The sequence below is a fragment of the Acinetobacter sp. ANC 4216 genome, from assembly GCF_004331195.1.
GTDB lineage: Bacteria > Pseudomonadota > Gammaproteobacteria > Pseudomonadales > Moraxellaceae > Acinetobacter > Acinetobacter kookii.
This window is the reverse complement of record NZ_SJOC01000001.1, coordinates 84,213-101,893: the sequence shown is the minus strand read 5'-3', so window position 1 is coordinate 101,893 and position 17,681 is coordinate 84,213. Positions and strand designations below refer to the sequence as shown.

The 17,681-nt window shown below is 42.2% G+C and carries 20 protein-coding genes and 2 tRNA genes; 10 read left to right on the top strand and 12 right to left on the bottom strand.

The genetic code is table 11. The features are described 5' to 3' along the window. Nucleotides 1-65: 65 nt before the first annotated feature. Both E0H88_RS00520 and ycaC read right to left on the bottom strand, forming a co-directional pair. Nucleotides 66-989, bottom strand: coding sequence for a LysR substrate-binding domain-containing protein (locus E0H88_RS00520; RefSeq protein ID WP_131272703.1), 924 nt, complete (start codon nucleotides 987-989; stop codon nucleotides 66-68). 122 nt (nucleotides 990-1,111) lie between these two features. Then, nucleotides 1,112-1,738, bottom strand: coding sequence for an isochorismate family cysteine hydrolase YcaC (ycaC, locus tag E0H88_RS00515; RefSeq protein WP_131272702.1), 627 nt, complete (start codon nucleotides 1,736-1,738; stop codon nucleotides 1,112-1,114). 315 nt (nucleotides 1,739-2,053) lie between these two features. Here ycaC and E0H88_RS00510 point away from each other — a divergent pair, with 315 nt between their 5' ends. From E0H88_RS00510 to E0H88_RS00500, 3 genes are all read left to right on the top strand, one after another. Then, nucleotides 2,054-2,941 carry a pirin family protein gene (locus E0H88_RS00510; protein ID WP_131272701.1) on the top strand — a complete coding sequence of 296 codons (888 nt, stop codon included), beginning with the start codon at nucleotides 2,054-2,056 and terminating at the stop codon, nucleotides 2,939-2,941. A gap of 429 nt (nucleotides 2,942-3,370) precedes the next feature. Then, the gene (locus E0H88_RS00505) at nucleotides 3,371-4,669 is read left to right on the top strand and encodes an FAD-dependent oxidoreductase (RefSeq protein ID WP_131272700.1); all 1,299 of its coding nucleotides are present in this window, start codon (nucleotides 3,371-3,373) and stop codon (nucleotides 4,667-4,669) included. Between the two features lie 3 nt (nucleotides 4,670-4,672). Next, nucleotides 4,673-5,506: an SAM-dependent methyltransferase gene (locus E0H88_RS00500; RefSeq protein ID WP_131272699.1), complete on the top strand. Its 834-nt coding sequence runs from the start codon at nucleotides 4,673-4,675 to the stop codon at nucleotides 5,504-5,506. An 80-nt stretch (nucleotides 5,507-5,586) separates the two neighbouring features. Here the strand turns inward: E0H88_RS00500 and E0H88_RS00495 are convergent. Both E0H88_RS00495 and E0H88_RS00490 read right to left on the bottom strand, forming a co-directional pair. Then, nucleotides 5,587-5,662: transfer RNA gene (locus E0H88_RS00495), tRNA-Thr, on the bottom strand. 140 nt (nucleotides 5,663-5,802) lie between these two features. After that, nucleotides 5,803-6,030, bottom strand: a complete 228-nt coding sequence (locus tag E0H88_RS00490) for a hypothetical protein (protein ID WP_092820453.1) — start codon at nucleotides 6,028-6,030, stop codon at nucleotides 5,803-5,805. Between the two features lie 385 nt (nucleotides 6,031-6,415). Between E0H88_RS00490 and E0H88_RS00485 the strand changes: the two genes are divergently transcribed. Both E0H88_RS00485 and E0H88_RS00480 read left to right on the top strand, forming a co-directional pair. Then, complete coding sequence (locus E0H88_RS00485; RefSeq protein WP_092820451.1) at nucleotides 6,416-6,607, top strand: hypothetical protein; 192 nt, start codon at nucleotides 6,416-6,418, stop codon at nucleotides 6,605-6,607. 128 nt (nucleotides 6,608-6,735) lie between these two features. Continuing rightward, nucleotides 6,736-6,993 carry a hypothetical protein gene (locus tag E0H88_RS00480; protein WP_131272698.1) on the top strand — a complete coding sequence of 86 codons (258 nt, stop codon included), beginning with the start codon at nucleotides 6,736-6,738 and terminating at the stop codon, nucleotides 6,991-6,993. A gap of 301 nt (nucleotides 6,994-7,294) precedes the next feature. On the opposite strand, the gene E0H88_RS00475 is transcribed toward E0H88_RS00480, so the two are convergent. Beyond that, a tRNA-Ser gene (locus E0H88_RS00475) sits at nucleotides 7,295-7,384 on the bottom strand. 121 nt (nucleotides 7,385-7,505) lie between these two features. Here E0H88_RS00475 and E0H88_RS00470 point away from each other — a divergent pair. Then, complete coding sequence (locus E0H88_RS00470; protein ID WP_131272697.1) at nucleotides 7,506-9,386, top strand: potassium transporter Kup; 1,881 nt, start codon at nucleotides 7,506-7,508, stop codon at nucleotides 9,384-9,386. Between the two features lie 86 nt (nucleotides 9,387-9,472). Here E0H88_RS00470 and E0H88_RS00465 read toward each other — a convergent pair whose 3' ends face one another. Next, nucleotides 9,473-9,952 (bottom strand): RodZ family helix-turn-helix domain-containing protein, encoded by a 480-nt coding sequence (locus E0H88_RS00465; RefSeq protein ID WP_131272696.1) that lies wholly within the window; start codon nucleotides 9,950-9,952, stop codon nucleotides 9,473-9,475. A 255-nt stretch (nucleotides 9,953-10,207) separates the two neighbouring features. On the opposite strand from E0H88_RS00465, the gene E0H88_RS00460 reads away from it, so the two are divergent. After that, nucleotides 10,208-11,323, top strand: a complete 1,116-nt coding sequence (locus E0H88_RS00460; protein WP_092820447.1) for a DNA/RNA non-specific endonuclease — start codon at nucleotides 10,208-10,210, stop codon at nucleotides 11,321-11,323. Between the two features lie 47 nt (nucleotides 11,324-11,370). Here E0H88_RS00460 and E0H88_RS00455 read toward each other — a convergent pair whose 3' ends face one another. The 6 genes from E0H88_RS00455 to rplM form a co-directional block, all read right to left on the bottom strand. Then, complete coding sequence (locus E0H88_RS00455) at nucleotides 11,371-12,318, bottom strand: IS30 family transposase (protein WP_092818765.1); 948 nt, start codon at nucleotides 12,316-12,318, stop codon at nucleotides 11,371-11,373. 121 nt (nucleotides 12,319-12,439) lie between these two features. Further along, complete coding sequence (locus tag E0H88_RS00450; protein WP_131272695.1) at nucleotides 12,440-13,096, bottom strand: hypothetical protein; 657 nt, start codon at nucleotides 13,094-13,096, stop codon at nucleotides 12,440-12,442. Between the two features lie 19 nt (nucleotides 13,097-13,115). Continuing rightward, nucleotides 13,116-13,547 carry a ClpXP protease specificity-enhancing factor gene (locus E0H88_RS00445; protein WP_131272694.1) on the bottom strand — a complete coding sequence of 144 codons (432 nt, stop codon included), beginning with the start codon at nucleotides 13,545-13,547 and terminating at the stop codon, nucleotides 13,116-13,118. Between the two features lie 12 nt (nucleotides 13,548-13,559). Next, the gene (locus tag E0H88_RS00440) at nucleotides 13,560-14,210 is read right to left on the bottom strand and encodes a glutathione S-transferase N-terminal domain-containing protein (RefSeq protein ID WP_131272693.1); all 651 of its coding nucleotides are present in this window, start codon (nucleotides 14,208-14,210) and stop codon (nucleotides 13,560-13,562) included. A gap of 333 nt (nucleotides 14,211-14,543) precedes the next feature. Continuing rightward, nucleotides 14,544-14,930, bottom strand: coding sequence for a 30S ribosomal protein S9 (rpsI, locus tag E0H88_RS00435; protein WP_034588505.1), 387 nt, complete (start codon nucleotides 14,928-14,930; stop codon nucleotides 14,544-14,546). Nucleotides 14,931-14,942: 12 nt separating this feature from the next. Then, entirely contained in the window at nucleotides 14,943-15,371 is a 429-nt protein-coding gene (gene rplM, locus E0H88_RS00430) for a 50S ribosomal protein L13 (RefSeq protein WP_004811299.1), read from the bottom strand. A 32-nt stretch (nucleotides 15,372-15,403) separates the two neighbouring features. On the opposite strand from rplM, the gene E0H88_RS15825 reads away from it, so the two are divergent. The 3 genes from E0H88_RS15825 to rsmA all read left to right on the top strand — a co-directional run bounded on the left by E0H88_RS15825 (nucleotide 15,404) and on the right by rsmA (nucleotide 17,672). Continuing rightward, the gene (locus E0H88_RS15825) at nucleotides 15,404-15,574 is read left to right on the top strand and encodes a hypothetical protein (protein WP_165493258.1); all 171 of its coding nucleotides are present in this window, start codon (nucleotides 15,404-15,406) and stop codon (nucleotides 15,572-15,574) included. A gap of 286 nt (nucleotides 15,575-15,860) precedes the next feature. Continuing rightward, on the top strand, nucleotides 15,861-16,829 hold the full coding sequence (pdxA, locus tag E0H88_RS00425) for a 4-hydroxythreonine-4-phosphate dehydrogenase PdxA (RefSeq protein WP_131272692.1): 969 nt from the start codon (nucleotides 15,861-15,863) through the stop codon (nucleotides 16,827-16,829). A gap of 30 nt (nucleotides 16,830-16,859) precedes the next feature. Continuing rightward, on the top strand, nucleotides 16,860-17,672 hold the full coding sequence (gene rsmA / locus E0H88_RS00420) for a 16S rRNA (adenine(1518)-N(6)/adenine(1519)-N(6))-dimethyltransferase RsmA (RefSeq protein WP_131272691.1): 813 nt from the start codon (nucleotides 16,860-16,862) through the stop codon (nucleotides 17,670-17,672). Nucleotides 17,673-17,681: the final 9 nt, after the last annotated feature.

The window sequence follows — 17,681 nt, the reverse complement described above, 5'->3', positions numbered from 1 at the left end:
TAAAATAATCTTCTAAAAAATCCAGGACTTCGGTTCTGGATTTTTTTATGTCTATTGTTTGAAAATTAAGGCGTATAGCCGAGGTGATCCCTGGCTAAATCTTTTAGACCTTTGATCAAGTAATCAATCAGTTTTTCCATCACCAGACGTTGCCCTTTACGCGAAGCATAGACCAGTTGCACTGTACCTAAATTTGAGCACCATTCCGGTAAAATATGAATCAGCCTGCCTTGCTGGATGTCCTGTTCAACCGCCAAATAGGGCAAGTCGGCAATGCCCAAACCGTCACGTACCGCGTAATAAACCCCTGCCAGATCATTGCTTTTGATCCGCGGTTGCAGCGGAATGTCAATCACCTCATCATGTTCGCGATTGTGTAAATGCCAGTAATATTGTGATTTTTGCGTACCGAGAACAATGCTTGGAAATTCATGCAATTCGGTGAAATGCCGGATTTGCCGTCCCTGTAGCAGTTCCGGACTGGCCACCAGACAATGCGTGGTTTTAATCACGTCACGGACAATCAGGCTGGAGTCTTCATTGGCCTGAAAATTGGTGCGAATAGCCAGGTCGATATCATCATGCAGCAGGTCGACACGGCGGCTGGTCAGCTCCAGTTCAATCTGGACTTTGGGATAATCTTTTAAAAACTGGTTGAGTAAAGTTCGTACCTGGAAATGCATCATCAGTGCAGGGCAGCTGATTTTGATCAGGCCTTGTGGTTCGCTTTTCTGTTTCAGCAAGACATGATTGGCACATTCGACCTGCGCAATGACCTTGCAACATTCCTCATAAAATTCCTGTCCCAAAGGCGTCACTTTAAAATGACGGGTGGAACGCTGAATCAGGCTGACATTAAACTGGTGTTCCAGATCTAAAATGCGTCGGCTGAGTTTTGATTTGGTGATATTGCTGGCTTCACTTGCTGCACTAAATCCCCCGTGTTTAACCACCAGGAAAAAGTAATAATAATCATCAAATGAATGCATACATCATGCTCAAAACAGGACCAGGGAATAACCGTTATTCTAGCTGAAAATCAGCCAGATAACGGATATTGAATAAGACAAAATAAGCGATCCGAAGACCGCCTATTTTAAAAAGACGAGGGTTATTTTTGAGCGCTGTGCTGGTTATAGCTGTTGATCAGGTTGCGATAATCCGGGATGTGATTGGAGAACAGGGTACCCAAACCTTCAATGTCATTACGCCAGTCACGGTGCAATTCACAGGCAGCTCCAAACCAGGTCATCAGTTGCGCGCCGGCATTAGACATGCGATTCCAGGCAGAATCACGGGTTAAAGGGTTAAAGGTGCCGGAAGCATCGGTAATCACGAACACTTCAAAATCTTCTTCAAGCGCTGAAAGTGCCGGGAAGGCGACACAGACTTCAGTCACCACACCGGCAATAATCAGCTGTTTTTTACCTGTGGCTTTTACCGCTTTAACGAAGTCTTCATTGTCCCAGGCATTAATTTGACCGGGACGGGCGATATAAGGCGCATCCGGAAACATCTCTTTCAGTTCGGGTACCAATGGACCATTAGGGCCCTGTTCAAAACTGGTGGTTAAAATCGTTGGAAGAATGAAATATTTGGCTGCTGCAGCCAGGGCCAATACGTTATTTTTAAATTTGTCCGGATCGATGTCGCGTACCAGTGATAACAGACCGGTTTGATGATCCACCAGAAGAACCGCTGCATTCTCTTTATCTAAACGAATGTAAGGCTTGCTCATTTTCCTATTCCTTGTTGTGATGAAAAACATCCTGACATCAACCGAAAACAGAAGTGTGGCGATGTCGTGATATTTTTTATGCTAAGTGTCAAAATAGGACAATGGAAGTGCTGATTCCGAGAAGGTTAATCATAAAAATAGGATAATTTATAAATATGAGGCTTTTTTCTAAATATTTAAACTTGATGATTATTCGATAAAGTCATTTTGTCTTGTTTGTAGGACAGTGTGTATTAATGTCACTCTATATTCAGAACAATGAAAGCACTAATATAAGTCCATGTTCATCCTATCAAGAATATAGGAGTTTAAAAGATGAAAAAAATTATTGGCGTTTACCGTAACCAGAACATGCATTGGGTGGGTGATGGCTTTCCGGTAAAAAACCTGTTTTCCTATGACCGTTTAGGGCAGGCGATCAGTCCATTTTTACTTTTGGACTATGCAGCACCCTACCATTTTAGCCCAACGATGCAGCAGCATGGTGTCGGTTCCCATCCGCATCGCGGTTTTGAAACCGTGACCCTTGCCTATCAGGGTGAAGTGACGCATAAGGACTCGGCGGGCAGCGGCGGGACCATTCAAAGCGGTGATGTGCAATGGATGACGGCAGGAGCAGGTCTGGTGCATGAAGAATTTCATTCGGCTGAGTTTGCCCAAAAAGGCGGCCTGTTTGAAATGGTACAGCTGTGGGTCAACCTGCCTGCAGCAGACAAAATGACCGCACCGAAATATCAGGCGATTGCAGCAAAGGACATCCCGGTCATTGAATTTGAACACGGTGCAGGGCATATCCGGGTGATCGCCGGCCGCTATATGGACGGTCATGCAGAACATCAGGGTCCTGCTTCCACCCATACTCCGGTCAATGTCTGGGATGGCCAATTAAAAGCCGGGCAGGTTCAGCATCTGCATGTTCCTGTGGATCACAATGTACTGCTTGTGGTGTTGTCTGGCGAAATGCAGCTGAACGGAACGCAGCATGTACAAGACAGCTCGATTGTGATGTTTGCTCAAGATGGCGAAGCCGATATTCGACTTGAAGCACTGCAAGACAGCAAATTCTTGCTGCTGACCGGTCAACCGTTAAATGAGCCAATTCAAGGCTACGGACCTTTTGTGATGAATAGCAAAGATGAAATCATTCAAGCATTTAATGATTTCAATAGTGGTAAATTCGGTGAAATACCGGTTGCAGGTTAAGTCGGTATTCATCGGAGCTGAGTGAAAAAGAAAGAGCCCCCTAAAAATTGAGGGGCTTTTTTGCGAACAGAATTTTTTTGTTGTCAGCATATTTGTATAGTTGGAGCTGAGGAAAACGTGATGGAGTTATCAAGTTTTTGCGTTATGTATCATAATAATATTAGAGGATTTTGTAAAACGTTTGTTATAAAAACGGTTAATATATATTGCTTTTTTTAAAGGTTTTTTATTATTTATATTTGAAAAATAAAACAATTTATTGAATTTTTTAAAAGGTTTTTTCTATATAAATAAAGGTAATTTTTTACTTTAGACGCTTCATGATGAGTTTTGTTAAAAACATACATTCTGGAATATTTTAATACCACCTTTTAATCTCGCTTGGTTCATAATTTCAAGAATCTTATGTGTAACTGACGGATAATAATTTTGGATATTGCAGTTATTGGCAGTGGCATGGCTGGGCTAGCTACCGCAAGAATTCTTAAAGATGCAGGTCATAGCATTACTATTTTTGAAGCGTTACCTGGTCGTGGTATGGATAGCCATAGCATTAAATTCGAAGGTGGCCTGATTGATGCGCCCTTACGCGTCATGAACCCGCATTTGTGGAAAAATACCCTGAGTTTGGCAACCTATTTGGGTATACCCACTTTTCCTGTTCGTACCTATATGGCATGCAGCTGGTTGTTTGAAGACCGCACTGAAACCTGGTTGACTACATCACGCAGCCGTATTGGCAATTTTCCGATTATTAATAACCGGAAAGGCATTCAGCAATATGGCTGGCGCATGGTTAAAGGCATGCTGCAACTGAAAGCGGCCATCACCCGATTCTTCAAATCAAAGAATCAGGAGATTACTCTGGCTGAATTTATCAATAATAATGATATTGAAGAAGTGTTCTGGCATGGTGCAGTGATGCCTGTACTGTATACCATTTGTACCTGTAACCCGAAAACCATTGGCGAATGGCCGGCAAAACCTTTATTGACATTCTTGCGTCAATTGACGGATGGCGATGCTTTACTGCGTATTCAGGGGGGCACACCGGCACTGGTAAACAAGCTGATTAAAGGCATTGAAATTCATGACAGTTCTGCCATTACCCAAGTCAAAGAACAAGAACAGGGTGTTGTGGTTGAAAATGCGTTGGGTGAGCAACGCATTTTTGATCGTGTCATTGTGGCCACGCCGACCAATAAAATTGAAACGTTTTTAAATAATGAACAATTTGCAGATGATATTGCGCTGTTAAAGAAATTCAAATTTGAACAGGGCCAATTGGTGATCCACACTGACCAAACCGTAATGCCACCCAAACGTAAAGATTGGGCGGTACTCAGTTATATGATGGATCGTAAATTTACCCGTCAGCAGTTTACCGTATGGCTGAATTCGGTCGAGCCGAGTCTGGTCGGTAAAAATCCAGTGTTCCAGACCTGGCAGCCGGTGACGGAGATTGACCCGAAAAAAATCATCTCGTCAGTCACCTTAACCCGTGCTGTGGTGGATTCACAAACCGTAGCTTTAAATAAAGAGCTGCAGGCCCGTCATAAAGATCTAAACCGTAAAGTGTACTATTGTGGTTCCTGGTCTTGTGATGGTTTGCCGCTTTTGGAATCGGCAGTGACTTCAGCAATGAATATTGCGGAAATTCTGAATGCCCCATTGCCGTTTGTTGGATTAAAACCTAAAGTTGAGGTTGCCCCACAACTCGGCTACTAAGACATGAAATGGCTTCAAGCGATTCGGCAGAAACTTCCTCAACATAAATACGCAATCAATGCCAAACAGTTAGGAGATGATGCTGTCCTCGCCTGGAGCAATCTGGGCTATTGGGAGGATGCAAGATCTTCCTATCCAGAAGCTTGCCGCCAATTGGCAGATCAACTGGCGCAAGCAGTAGCTTTAAATTCAAATGACTGTTTATTGGATTTAGGCTGTGGCCAGGGAGCAAGCCTGCTGTACTGGCAACAGCACTATCGGGTTCAGCATATTGAAGCGGTAGAATTACAAGCCAGTTGTGTCATTCAAATTCAAAAACATTTTCCGCACATTGCGGCCATTTACCCGCAATCCTTTTTAAATTTAAAGCAGATTTCTTTCAAACAGCGCTTTGATGTGGTGCTGTGTATTGATGCTGCCTATCATTCCAATCTGAATTCATTTCTCGATTCAGTCGGCAGTGTTTTAAATTCACAAGGCCGACTGGGCTTTCATTATTTAATGCTGTCCGAGCAATGGTCGAATTTAAATGGACTGCAACAGCAAAAATACAGATGGCTGCTCAAGGCTGCTGATGTGAATCTGGAACATTTAATGACCGCACCGCTCTTGGAGCAGACCTTGCAGCAACATGATTTTAGCGACATTGAAATTCGGGATTTATCCAAAGCCGTTTTGCAGGGATTTGTAAGCTATGTGCAACATTTGCAGCTATTGCCGCAGCAGGGCACAGCGATGGATGCCTTTAAGATTCGCATGACCGCAAAGCTCTGTCAGCAGCTGTATCAGGATGGGTTGGTCAATTATGTACAGATCAGTGCGAAAAAGAATGCCTGAGCATGGAGCAATATTTTAGTTTTTAAAAGCTAAGTGCAAAAACAACAAAGCCCCACTAAAAAGCGAGGCTAAGTATAAAATGGTGCCGGCACACGGATTCGAACTGTGGACCTACTGATTACAAGTCAGTTGCTCTACCAACTGAGCTATGCCGGCAACGTGCAGAGAATAATAGCGATTTTTTTTGAAAACGCAAGCCAAAAAATGAACGGTTGGATCGGGTGAATGGAACCGGCTATTCTCCATCACCCTCTACATCCGCTATTCACATTCATGTCCTGTTGCGATTGAACCGGTTATTTGCTCCTTAAAATCTGGTCCAGGTCTTGAGCACATTCTTCCAGGGTTAAAGCCATATCGATTTGCATTTGTGGTTTAAGTTCGTCGGCGAGTTTGCGCCATTGTTCGATCAGTCGGAGGGCTTTTTGAATTTTATGTTTATTAATATCCTTGGCAATTGTTGGAGTATAACCACCACGTTTAGCATTCTTGATTTGTTTGACATAATTATTGCTGGTATTCATATCTACTCCCGAATAGCAGTTTTTCTATGTGTTCAATGTGCTTGTATAGGTCGACTTCAGGCTCTGTTATATGATTGTTATCATGGAAATATTGCATTTATATGATCATATTTCAATAGTTTTGTTTAGTTTGTGGACTCGAAATAATAGCGTGCAGAAATTGTGCCATTTATGTGACATGTTAATGAAATCCCAAGCTTTGATGGCTTTTGGTAATCAATGTGAAGGGGGTTACATCGAAGTTGTTGCAGATCAATTATCTAGAGACATTACATTTACAATGATGGAAATTGAAACATAGCTGGCGTTAGTGAATGAACTTTAAGGTGTAGATTAATGCTGATGTAGCGCAAGCGATCAATAGCAATGCACAGGATAGATAAACATGACCGCACAAGATAACCCACAACCAGACCAGCAAAAACAGCCTGTTCCTTTAACTGAAAATCCTGATCAGCAGAAATACCCTAATCCACCTAACCCTCAACCGGACCAACCGGACCAGCATATCGAAACATTCAATCCGCAAAAAAAGCCGAATGAACAGCCTGAAAATCCAATCAGACAACAGAAGTAACGCATTTTTTGCGTGTTTTGCATGAAGGTTCCGGTTCTTATCACTTCATCGTTGAAGATAAACGGATTTTTCTGGCTAGAGGGTTTGATGGGTATTATTTATTAATCGGCTAAAGGGAAATACATAAGATGACAAAACAGGCCAAAATGATCATTGCTGTAGTGGTACTTATCCTTATCGTTATTGCTGCATTGCTGTATGTTCAATCCATGAAAAAAGAGGAATTTGGCGGTTTTCAAGAAGGGAGCGAACAGTATTACGGCTATCGCTATGCACAAGACCATCTTAAATCTGTAGATCAATGCGATGATGACAAAGACGATCCCGCCATGAATTTCAATGAGGAATTTTTTCAGGGATGTCAGAAATATTTTGAAGATAAATAATGTTTCAAAACCATGTGAAATAGAAAAGCAGTTGCTCAGTTGTTTTCTGTTTGAATCCTTTTTAAATATCAATTATATAGAGGCGAAGTTGGCTGCTTAATATTACATCCGCTAGCCTGGTCTGAGCTTATTAAGCCGTAGTAGATAATATAAAGATCTCAATCTTGACGATTTTTCCCCGTTTATTTTTACGGTTTTAGAATCGCTGGGTATTTTTGCTGAATAGGATACGATAAAAAAGGCTTAAACTATTGAAGTTTAAGCCTTTTACACTACGGCACACTACCGTAAACATCGAATTTGGCGGTGAGAGAGGGATTCGAACCCTCGATACGCGCAAACGTATACACACTTTCCAGGCGTGCTCCTTCAGCCACTCGGACACCTCACCATTGGAGCGCGATAATAGCGAAAAAAAGCTGCTCTGCCAAGTTGAAACAATTGATTTAGAGCAAAAGTTTTTGCTCGGTGATATCATTGCGAAAAAATAGTGTTCAAAACGAAGACGAAATATGCAAAGTACTGCACAAAAAGCCGCCTTGCCTGTGATTACCCTTGCAGCGCTTGGGGTGGTATTTGGAGACATTGGCACCAGCCCATTATATGCCCTCCGGCAATGTTTCCTCACAGCGCATCTGGCTATTACCGAGGCATCGGTTCTTGGAATTTTATCACTGATTTTTTGGTGCATCATGCTGACGATCAGTTTTAAATACGTCACCATCATTATGCGTGCAGACAACAATGGGGAAGGCGGGATTATGTCGTTATTGGCATTGAACCTACGAACCACACGTATTGCAGACAACAAGAAAATTTATCTGATTGCATTGGGTTTTATTGGTGCTTCGTTATTTTTTGGCGATGGCATTATTACGCCTGCCATTTCCGTGTTGTCGGCAATTGAAGGCTTAAGTATTGCAACACCCATGTTTAACCAGTGGCTTATGCCTTTGGCGATTGGAATTTTAACTGGTCTGTTTATTATTCAGCGGCATGGTACTGCCACCATGGGCAAATTTTTTGGCCCTTTAACCTTGGCCTGGTTTTTATCCATTGGTGCCGTGGGGATATGGAGCATTATCCAAACCCCCTTTGTATTGACCATGATCAGCCCGCATTGGGCTTTTAATTTCGTGGTGCATCAGCCTTATGTTGCTTTTCTGACTATGGGTGCGGTGATTCTGACCATGACCGGAGGGGAAGCGCTCTATGCCGATATGGGACATTTTGGTCGTCTGCCTATTCGCTTGGCATGGTTCATTATTGTTTTACCTTGCCTGCTCTTAAACTATGCAGGACAAGGGGCGTTACTGCTACGTAATCCGGATGCGATTGCCAATCCTTTTTATATGCTGGTTCCCGGTTGGGCATTGTATCCGATGATTGGTCTGGCAACCGCAGCAGCAGTCATTGCCTCGCAAGCCGTGATTACGGGTGTTTTTTCCATGACCAATCAGGCCATCCAGCTGCGTTATTTACCCCGTTTAACCGTGCATCACACTTCGGATGTTGAACAGGGGCAAATCTATTTGCCCTTCATTAACTGGGTGCTGTTTATTTCGGTCATTATTCTGATTTTATTATTTGAAAACAGTGCCAATCTCGCCAGTGCTTATGGCGTTGCCGTGACCATGACTATGCTGTGCGGGACCATTTTGATTGCATTTCTGGCTTATGGTTTCTGGCGCTGGCCGGTATGGAAGGTTCTGCTCTTTGCCGTGCCATTTTTGCTGATTGATTTGGTCTTTGTTGCATCGACCTCATTAAAAATTATTGCAGGTGGTTGGGTACCAATTTTGATTGGTGCAGCCGTGTATACCATTTTGATGACCTGGAAAGCAGGTCGTGAAATCTTGCTGGCTCGTTTGGAAAAAGACGCCTTGCCGATCGATCTGTTTATCAAAAGTATTGGTATGAGTGCTGAAACACAATTTGTTCCAGGTGCAGCCGTATTCCTGACCGGTACACCGAATATCGTGCCACACGCCATGCTGCATAATATCAAGCACAATAAGGTCTTGCATGAGCTGAATATTATGGTAACCGTGAATACCCGTGACATTCCTTATGTGACGCAGGAAGAACGGAGTAAAATTGAAAAACTGGATAACCGTTTCTATCGTATTTCACTGTATTACGGTTTTAAAGATCAACCCAATATTCCTGAAGCACTGGAACAGGCCTATCAGGAATTGGGTTTTGAGTTTGACATGATGCAGATGAGCTTCTTTATCTCCCGAGATCGACTGATTCATACAGTGGGCGACGGCTTATCCCCTTGGCGTGAAAAGCTGTTCATTTCGATGCAGCGTAACACCAGTCCGGTGAGTGACTTTTATCAGATTCCTCCCAATCGTGTGGTTGAATTAGGTAGTCAAATCGAAATCTAGGCGCTAGACATTGCAGGCAATAAAAAACCAAGGTGGAAAATCCTTGGTTTTTTATTTGGAGGATGAAAGCCTGAACAAGAGTGTGATTAGTTCTCTGTTGCGTCTGCCACTGGCATTTCGGGAGATGCATTTACCGGAGTATCTGTCACCTCAGTCGCTGGGGCTGCTTGTACTGCATCATCTGGCTGTGGTGCAGCTTCAGGAGTCGCTGCAAAGGCTTCCTGGGGTGCAGCGACACCAGCGATATTTGCCGGTGCGATAGTTGCAGATTCAGGGGTGGTATCTGCTTGAGGCATATTCGCTGCGTTCACTGGTGTATCAGCAGTAGATTGACTGACTGGCGCAGCTGCAATCTCTTGATCTGCAACTTGCCCTGCCTCCACAATACGGATCTGACCACTGGCGACCAAATTTTCAATGGAACCGGCCTGACCATTTACCGTCGTGTTTACTTTGACTTTAGACAGACTTTCTAAGGTATCGCCCGGTTGAATGGCAGGTTCTGCAAATGCAGTTGCACTTATCATTCCTGTGACTAGACTTAAACCTAAAAGCTTAAAATGCATAAAATACTCCGTAGCAATCATTATTCAGATTTTTTGCGTATTTTTACCTTGTCATAAGCATGATCGGTTTTTCAATCAAACATACGTAAAGCTATTAAGACTTGTTATAAAAGCTTTAGAAAATGAGACAGACTGTTACAACAACTGTGCTTTTGTTGAACAGTTTTAGTCTAAATGTTAAGCAAATAAAATTTACTACATATACTTCATTTTCACTGCTTGTTAAGCTCGTGAAAAATAGGGGTTCGGCTCAAAATGGCAATGAAGAAAGGTAAAAGCGGTCAATCTTTGATGCAAATTTTAAATCAGAATAGTTTAAAAATTGTTTTGGGGGTAGTGGCGACCAGCAGCTTTGCAATTGCTTTTGGACAGGAAAAAATTCAACAGCTGGTCTCCTTGCCATCTGCATCAAACTCGGCCTGTCTGGATCAGTTTTACCGTGATATTCCGCCTTATCTGGCCAAGGAAAGCCTGACTAAAAATGCCTTTCCGCTGTGCTTTAATGGCTTTAACGTGATGTATTCGGGGGTGTCGAAAACGCCTTTGTGGGTGGCGGAAGCTTTGACCCCGCAGCGCTTGAGCCAGAAAATTCCACGTGAAGACAACTTCCATGAAGAAACACGTTTAAAAACAGAATATCGTGCGACCTTGGCCGACTATAAAGCTTCGGGCTATGATCGTGGACACATGGCACCGAATGCCGACATGCCGAATAAAGATGCCCAGTTTGACAGCTTCTCATTGGCCAACATGGTGCCGCAGGCCCCGAAAAACAATCAGCAGGTGTGGCGGGAGCTGGAAGAGGCGACTCGCGCCATTGTGACCAAGCAGAAGCAGGATGTCTATATTGTAACGGGACCGGTGTATTCAGCTAAAAAACTGAAAACTATAGGTAATGGGGTGATCGTCCCGACAGCAACCTATAAAGCCATCTATATGCCAAAAACAGGGGCGGCAGGGGTGTACTATGCCGACAACACCCTAAAAGATACTGCACCCAAAGTGCAGGTGATGAGTATCTGTGCCCTGGAAGATCTGACCGGAATCAACATTTTTCCGCAGTTAACCGAAGACCAGAAGCGCAATACTTACAATTTGCCATTAAAGGCAAGTGCCGTGAAAGCGAATCAGAAAATTGCCTATTCTTATTGGGATGCAGAAAGCCAATGTGCCGAAGAAGTCAGTGCAGATGAGCTGAGCGCTTTGCAGAAAAAGTTTAAATCTTCCTCTGCAAGTTCAGCAAACTCAACCCCTACACAAGCGAACGAGAACAACGGCAGTGCGTCAACGATCGATCCAGATACCCAGGATGCGATTGTTAAGCAACTGATTGAAGGGCTTTTGCAGTATATTTTACAGTTGTTGAAATAAGTCCTTTTTAGGTAGGATGAAAGTCATCATGCTACCTTTTTAATAACTTAGATTAGCATTTGAAGTGCAACACCATGTTGTTGCCATAATACCTGACTCGGACTTTTAAAGCCGAGTCTTTTTCTTGGGCGATGATTCAAACGTTGAGTGATTTCTGCAATATATTCATCCGTATAGGCATTTAAATTACTGCCTTTTTTAATATATTGCCTGATTAAGCCATTGGTATTTTCATTCGTGCCTCGTTGCCAAGCGCTATAAGGATCAGCGAAATACCAGTCTATTTCTAATTCTTGAGCAGTATACTCATGCAGGCTGAACTCCTTACCATTATCTGCAGTAATCGTCTTGAGCTGATCTTTGATCGGCTCAAGAAGGCTGATGGTTGTTTGGCAAATTTCCTCTGCCTTGCGTGAGCTACACTTTTTCAGCCATAAATAACCTGTCTTCCTATCTACAATAGAGACCAATGATTGCTGATGCTTCTTACCAACAATCGTATCTATTTCCAAATCACCAAAGCGAGTCCGCTGCTCAATCTCAATAGGTCTGTCATGAATGCTTTTACGATTACTCAGCTGACCACGGGTTTCAGGAGAGCCGTATTTCCTCTTTCTTTGATTTCTGAAACGTAGGTTATGAAAGAGTGTACCGCCCTTATTTTTATCCTGCCGTATAAAGCGATAAATTGAATGCAAACTGACTGGAACACGAGAAGCAATCTGTTCAGGACTCCATTGAAGATCAAGATAAGAGATGACATGTGCCCATATTTCACAAGGGATTCTTTTAGGATTAGGACAATGCCGTCTTCGAGCTACTTTATTGGCATGTTTAGCAAAATAGCCATTTCTCGCTCGATTACGTTTGATTTCTCTAGAAATGGTTGAAGGTGAGCGATTCAGTCTCCAAGCGATATAACGTTTAGAAAAACCTTCACGTAACAAAGTATAAATCTGATATCTTTCTTCTTGGGTAAGATGAGTGTAGTTCATGATGCAACTTTGACTTTGGTCGGTCGGAAGCAAAATGCTAGCTCATCTTGCTTCCTTCCAATAATTTAATCTCTGTTGCACTTCATTTGAGAATCTAAGTTGAATATCAACTTGAATGTTCTTAATTAAACATAGATGTTGCTGCGCTATATAAAATCCAAAGAATGACGATAGCTACAATAGGTTCAAATACTTTTGACCATGCTGGAACTGGGGCATTTACCACTTCATGGCTGATATTTGCTTCGTCATGTGGGTATTGTTGGCTGACCATTTGATTAAACTCCTTCATTGTTGAGTCTAATGATATCTCTTCTTGCTTAATCGGTTTAGAGCCTTTTAATTCTGTTAGCTCGTTTGTTGACCAAACCCAATCGGAAGCCTGGCCAGATAAATGTTCAATCTGTCCTAAAATCAGTTCACGTAAGCCTATGATATTCAGGTTTCCAATATCGTTGAGTTGTTTTAATTCTGCCAACTGTAATTTTAATATTTCAGTTACTGTTGGTTCTAGTTCATTTTTAGGCAAGGGAGACTGATTTTTTGAAGATGTCGTGAGATGTCGTGCAATCTCTTGAATAAAAAGATCATCTGGTGAGGAGATTTCCTGATAAACTTTTTTATCATCGGTGCGCCAAAGTGAAATAAGTTTACCTAATACCAGCGCGTTAATTTCTAACAGATGAATTTTGCGATCTTCTCTAGAATAGTGCTCGAGAAGCTGAGGCTTTTGATTGTTAATCTGCTCAGCAAAATATTGTACTAAATCAAAAGCCATTCACTTGCTCCATCTTATTTTAATCTAATAACCGTAGGCTCGGTTTTTTCTTAGGTTGTTCAGTTTCTTCTGAAGTTGTGGTTGATTCTAATGTATCTTCAGTAATTTGGGTACCTTCATATTCATTTGGATCAAAGAATAGACCTTGTCCATTTTCACGAGCATAAATACCCAGTACTGCATTTAAAGGTACATAGATGTCACGTGAAACGCCACCGAAACGCGCAGAGAAGGTGATTGCCTCATTACCCATATGTAACTTGTGCACGGCATGAGGAACGATATTTAAAACAATCTGACCATCCTGAATGAATTGTTCCGGTACCATGGTATTAGGCTGAGTCGCATCAACCAATAAATATGGGGTCAGGTTATTGTCACAAATCCATTCATAGATAGCACGTGCTAAATAAGGTCGGGTAGGGGTGAGATTCAATTCTTGTTCAGACATGATGTTGCTCGATTAATTTACTAAAAATTCGCTGTAGCGGTTTTTTTCCTGCATCGTTAAAGATATGGCAAATGCAGGCCGGCTAAAAATTCGTTGACAATATAGATGAATGGGACGGCAATGCTGTTTAGGCAATTCGATACCCATGGCCTTTAACCGTATAAAAATAGGTGCCAGCATACAATCTAAAATTGTAAAGTTTTCAGACATAAAAAAGGGAAAATACTGAAATAATGGCGTAAGTGAAATCAGTGTATCCCTGAGCTGCTTTTGAGCTTTCGCTTTTTCTTTTTCATTCAGGGTATCTGGATGACACAGCATAATATCCGCCAGTTTTAACCAGTCTTGCTCAAAACGCCAGATATATTGCCGTTGCTCTGCTCGTGGCATCGGTGCATCGGCATAGAGTTTGTTTTGACGATAACGGTCGTCTAGATATTCGGAAATAATGCTGGAATTAAATAATTTTAAATCATTTTCAATCAGCATGGGGAGCTGATTATAGGGATTGAGACTGGCCAGATCTTCATCCTCTTCATCTACAATAATTAGATTATATTTGATTTGCTTCTCTGCAAGTACATAGCGTATCCAGTGGGAGCGAAAATCATCCGCATGACTGTAAAGCGTAATTCCTTGTAGATGTGCATTTTCGATTGACATAATCCGAAACAGTGATAAATGAATGGAATAGGATACTAAAATTCAAGCTAAAAAGCACGAAGCATAAAAGCGCAATTGGGGTTAAGATAAAAAGATGATAAGAAAAAATAGCGGGAGGAAAACAAGATGTTAATCAAACTGGCGATGGTTTCACTGTTTATTTTGATTGGTCTTGCGAATTATTATCTCACCAAATCTTTCTGGTGCCATGAAGGTGTGTGGGGTAAGGATGTGCATGAACAGTAGGATGAAAATATTCACCCAGATTAAAATTGAAGTACCATAAAAAAACCCTGGATAATCCAGGGTTTTTTGTCCGATTCGGTAAACGAATTAACGTTTAGAGAATTGAGGACGTTTACGCGCTTTACGTAAACCAAGTTTCTTACGTTCAACTTCACGAGCATCACGAGTAACGAAACCAGCTTGACGAAGAGCAGGTTTTAAAGTTTCATCAGCAGCGATCAATGCACGAGTAATACCGTGACGGATAGCGCCAGCTTGACCACCGATACCACCACCAGCAACAGTGATGTAAAGGTCATATTTTTCAGTAGCTTCTAAAAGCTCTAAAGGTTGACGAACAACCATACGAGCAGTTTCACGACCGAAATATTGCTCTAAAGAACGGTTGTTGATTACGAGTTTACCAGTACCAGCTGATAGGAAAACACGTGCAGTTGCGGTCTTACGGCGACCTGTACCATAGTTAGTAGCCATGTGCTGTATCCCTTAGATGTCCAAAACTTGTGGCTGTTGAGCAGTATGAGGATGCTCAGTACCAGCGTACACTTTCATTTTTTTGATCATTGCATAACCAAGAGGACCTTTTGGCAACATGCCTTTTACAGCGCGTTGGAAAATTTCTTCTGGTTTGTGAGCAACTAACTTCTCGAAGTTAGTTTCACGAATACCACCAGGGAAACCAGTATGGCGATAATATTTCTTATCAAGTGATTTTTTACCAGTCACTTGAACTTGTTCAGCATTGATCACAACGATGTAATCACCAGTGTCAACGTGAGGAGTATAAGAAGTTTTATGCTTACCGCGTAAACGACGAGCGATTTCAGTCGCAAGACGACCTAAAGTTTTGCCAGAAGCATCAACAACGTACCAGTCGTGTTGAACTTCAGCTGGCTTAGCGCTGAGAGTTTTCATTAAACCACTACCTATTATAGTTGGTTTGGACTATGGAAGCTGTCCAAACAAAAGGAGACCGAATTCTACCTGAAAGACAGGAGAACCACAATGAAAATATAAAATTTCAAGCGCTATATTTTAAAAGAACAAGGATTAAAATGGAAGTGTTGGGGAATCTAAAATGGGGGGCGGTAAATGAAGATCAAAATATTGGCTTTTAGTTCTGCAACTGTGAAGTTTGCATGTTCTTCTTAAAAGCAATAGAAACAATTTTATCGACTTGAGGATCTGTGCCATTCAGTATTTTTGGTATTTTTAGCAAGCGATGATGAAAATTTACAATTTTGTTTTTATTGAAGTATTAAAGTGAAAAATATCAGTGTATGGCTAATGATGAGTTGTTTTTTTGATTAAGTCAGTTGATCTATAAGTGTTTTGCACAGCTTCAGCTTTCTTGTCCGGCATTCGCGTTATAATGTTGAACATTGAGCCCTATTTGGATGAATTATGCTTCCTTTATATGTCACGAGTGGTGAACCTGCTGGTATTGGTCCGGATATTTGTTTAAGTTTGGCTGATCGTGTTGATGAGCGTCCTATTGTCGTTTTGGCAGATATCAATCTATTAAAAAAGCGTGCTGAATTATTAAAAAAAGAAATTGAACTAATTGAATATCAAGGACAATTAGAGTCTGCTGCTCAAGGACAACTGTATGTGGAACATATTCCCTTAAATACTGAAGTGGTTTGGGGCCAACTCAATACAGAAAATTCTGCCTATGTATTAGAACAATTACGTCGTTCGGCAGACTATGCCATGTCGGGTAAAAGTGTCGGTGTGGCAACTGCACCCGTACAGAAATCCATTATCAATGAAGCGGGTATCCATTTTAGCGGGCATACCGAGTATTACCAGGAATTTGCTGGTGTTGATCGCGTGGTGATGATGCTCGCTACCAAGACTTTAAGGGTGGCACTGGTGACCACGCATCTGGCTTTACGTGATGTACCTGATGCGATCACGCCTGAACGCTTGCATCAGGTGATTGATATCTTAATCCACGATTTAAAAACCAAATTCAGGATTGATCATCCACATATTCTGGTGTGTGGTTTAAATCCGCATGCAGGGGAAAATGGCTATTTGGGGATGGAAGAAATTGAGGTGATCAATCCTGTACTTGAAAGCTATCGCGCACAAGGTATCAACATGAGTTTAAGTTTGCCGGCGGATACTCTATTTACTCCGGAAAATTTAAAAGATGCTGATGCCGTACTGGCGATGTATCACGATCAGGGCTTACCTGTGTTAAAATCACAGGGTTTTGGTGAAGCCATCAATATTACTTTGGGCTTACCGTTTATCCGAACTTCTGTCGATCATGGCACAGCACTCTCCCTTGCAGGTACAGGTCTGGCAAAAAGCTCAAGCTTGCATGTGGCTGTGGATTTGGCGCTTCAACTTGCGCGTCAATGATCTTGTCTTTATTACACGTTGGAAATGTTTATGTATCAGATTAATGCCTTAAACCCCAAAGATGAAGGGCATCACACGCGTAAGCGTTTTGGGCAAAACTTCTTACATGACCAACGTGTCATTGCCAAAATTGTCCGTTCAGTGAACCCACGTTCTGGCGATAACATTGTTGAAATTGGTCCGGGTCTTGCGGCATTGACTTCACCTTTAATTGGTGAATGTGATGCCTTAACTGTGGTTGAACTTGACCGTGACCTGGCGGCAGGCTTGCCAGGCCGTGTACCACATCCTGAGCGTTTGACCATTGTTGAAACCGATGCCTTGAAATACGACTTTACTGAGTTATTTCAGGAAGGCCGTCCGCTACGTGTGGTGGGTAACCTGCCTTATAATATTTCGACACCGCTGCTGTTCCATCTCCTGGAGTTTGGCGACAAAGTCAAAGACATGCACTTCATGCTGCAAAAGGAAGTGGTTGACCGTATTACTGCATCACCCAATACCAAAGAATATGGTCGTTTGTCGGTGATGATCCAGTATTACTGCAAACCGACTTTCCTGTTTGAAGTCCCGCCGGGATCATTTAATCCTCCTCCAAAAGTGACGTCTGCGGTGTTCCGTCTAGAGCCGTACGATGTTAAACCGATTGTGGCTAAAAATGAAAAAGCCTTGGCCCGTCTGGTTTCACATGTCTTTACCCAGCGTCGTAAAACTTTGCGCAACAGTTTAAAAGGCATGCTGGTTGAAGAGGGATTTGAAAAAGCAGGTGTTGATCCGATGGCACGTCCAGAGACTTTGACCTTGGCTCAATTTGTTGCATTAGCAGATCAAATGGTGGATTAAGTGGCAGAT

What these genes read in the sequence shown, in the direction of transcription:
- E0H88_RS00520 (WP_131272703.1), bottom strand. Translation starts at nt 989, where the DNA reads ATGCATTCATTTGATGATTATTATTACTTTTTCCTGGTGGTTAAACAC.
- ycaC (WP_131272702.1), bottom strand. Translation starts at nt 1,738, where the DNA reads ATGAGCAAGCCTTACATTCGTTTAGATAAAGAGAATGCAGCGGTTCTT.
- E0H88_RS00510 (WP_131272701.1), top strand. Translation starts at nt 2,054, where the DNA reads ATGAAAAAAATTATTGGCGTTTACCGTAACCAGAACATGCATTGGGTG.
- E0H88_RS00500 (WP_131272699.1), top strand. Translation starts at nt 4,673, where the DNA reads ATGAAATGGCTTCAAGCGATTCGGCAGAAACTTCCTCAACATAAATAC.
- E0H88_RS00490 (WP_092820453.1), bottom strand. Translation starts at nt 6,030, where the DNA reads ATGAATACCAGCAATAATTATGTCAAACAAATCAAGAATGCTAAACGT.
- E0H88_RS00485 (WP_092820451.1), top strand. Translation starts at nt 6,416, where the DNA reads ATGACCGCACAAGATAACCCACAACCAGACCAGCAAAAACAGCCTGTT.
- E0H88_RS00480 (WP_131272698.1), top strand. Translation starts at nt 6,736, where the DNA reads ATGACAAAACAGGCCAAAATGATCATTGCTGTAGTGGTACTTATCCTT.
- E0H88_RS00470 (WP_131272697.1), top strand. Translation starts at nt 7,506, where the DNA reads ATGCAAAGTACTGCACAAAAAGCCGCCTTGCCTGTGATTACCCTTGCA.
- E0H88_RS00465 (WP_131272696.1), bottom strand. Translation starts at nt 9,952, where the DNA reads ATGCATTTTAAGCTTTTAGGTTTAAGTCTAGTCACAGGAATGATAAGT.
- E0H88_RS00460 (WP_092820447.1), top strand. Translation starts at nt 10,208, where the DNA reads ATGGCAATGAAGAAAGGTAAAAGCGGTCAATCTTTGATGCAAATTTTA.
- E0H88_RS00455 (WP_092818765.1), bottom strand. Translation starts at nt 12,318, where the DNA reads ATGAACTACACTCATCTTACCCAAGAAGAAAGATATCAGATTTATACT.
- E0H88_RS00450 (WP_131272695.1), bottom strand. Translation starts at nt 13,096, where the DNA reads ATGGCTTTTGATTTAGTACAATATTTTGCTGAGCAGATTAACAATCAA.
- E0H88_RS00445 (WP_131272694.1), bottom strand. Translation starts at nt 13,547, where the DNA reads ATGTCTGAACAAGAATTGAATCTCACCCCTACCCGACCTTATTTAGCA.
- E0H88_RS00440 (WP_131272693.1), bottom strand. Translation starts at nt 14,210, where the DNA reads ATGTCAATCGAAAATGCACATCTACAAGGAATTACGCTTTACAGTCAT.
- rpsI (WP_034588505.1), bottom strand. Translation starts at nt 14,930, where the DNA reads ATGGCTACTAACTATGGTACAGGTCGCCGTAAGACCGCAACTGCACGT.
- rplM (WP_004811299.1), bottom strand. Translation starts at nt 15,371, where the DNA reads ATGAAAACTCTCAGCGCTAAGCCAGCTGAAGTTCAACACGACTGGTAC.
- E0H88_RS15825 (WP_165493258.1), top strand. Translation starts at nt 15,404, where the DNA reads ATGGAAGCTGTCCAAACAAAAGGAGACCGAATTCTACCTGAAAGACAG.
- pdxA (WP_131272692.1), top strand. Translation starts at nt 15,861, where the DNA reads ATGCTTCCTTTATATGTCACGAGTGGTGAACCTGCTGGTATTGGTCCG.
- rsmA (WP_131272691.1), top strand. Translation starts at nt 16,860, where the DNA reads ATGTATCAGATTAATGCCTTAAACCCCAAAGATGAAGGGCATCACACG.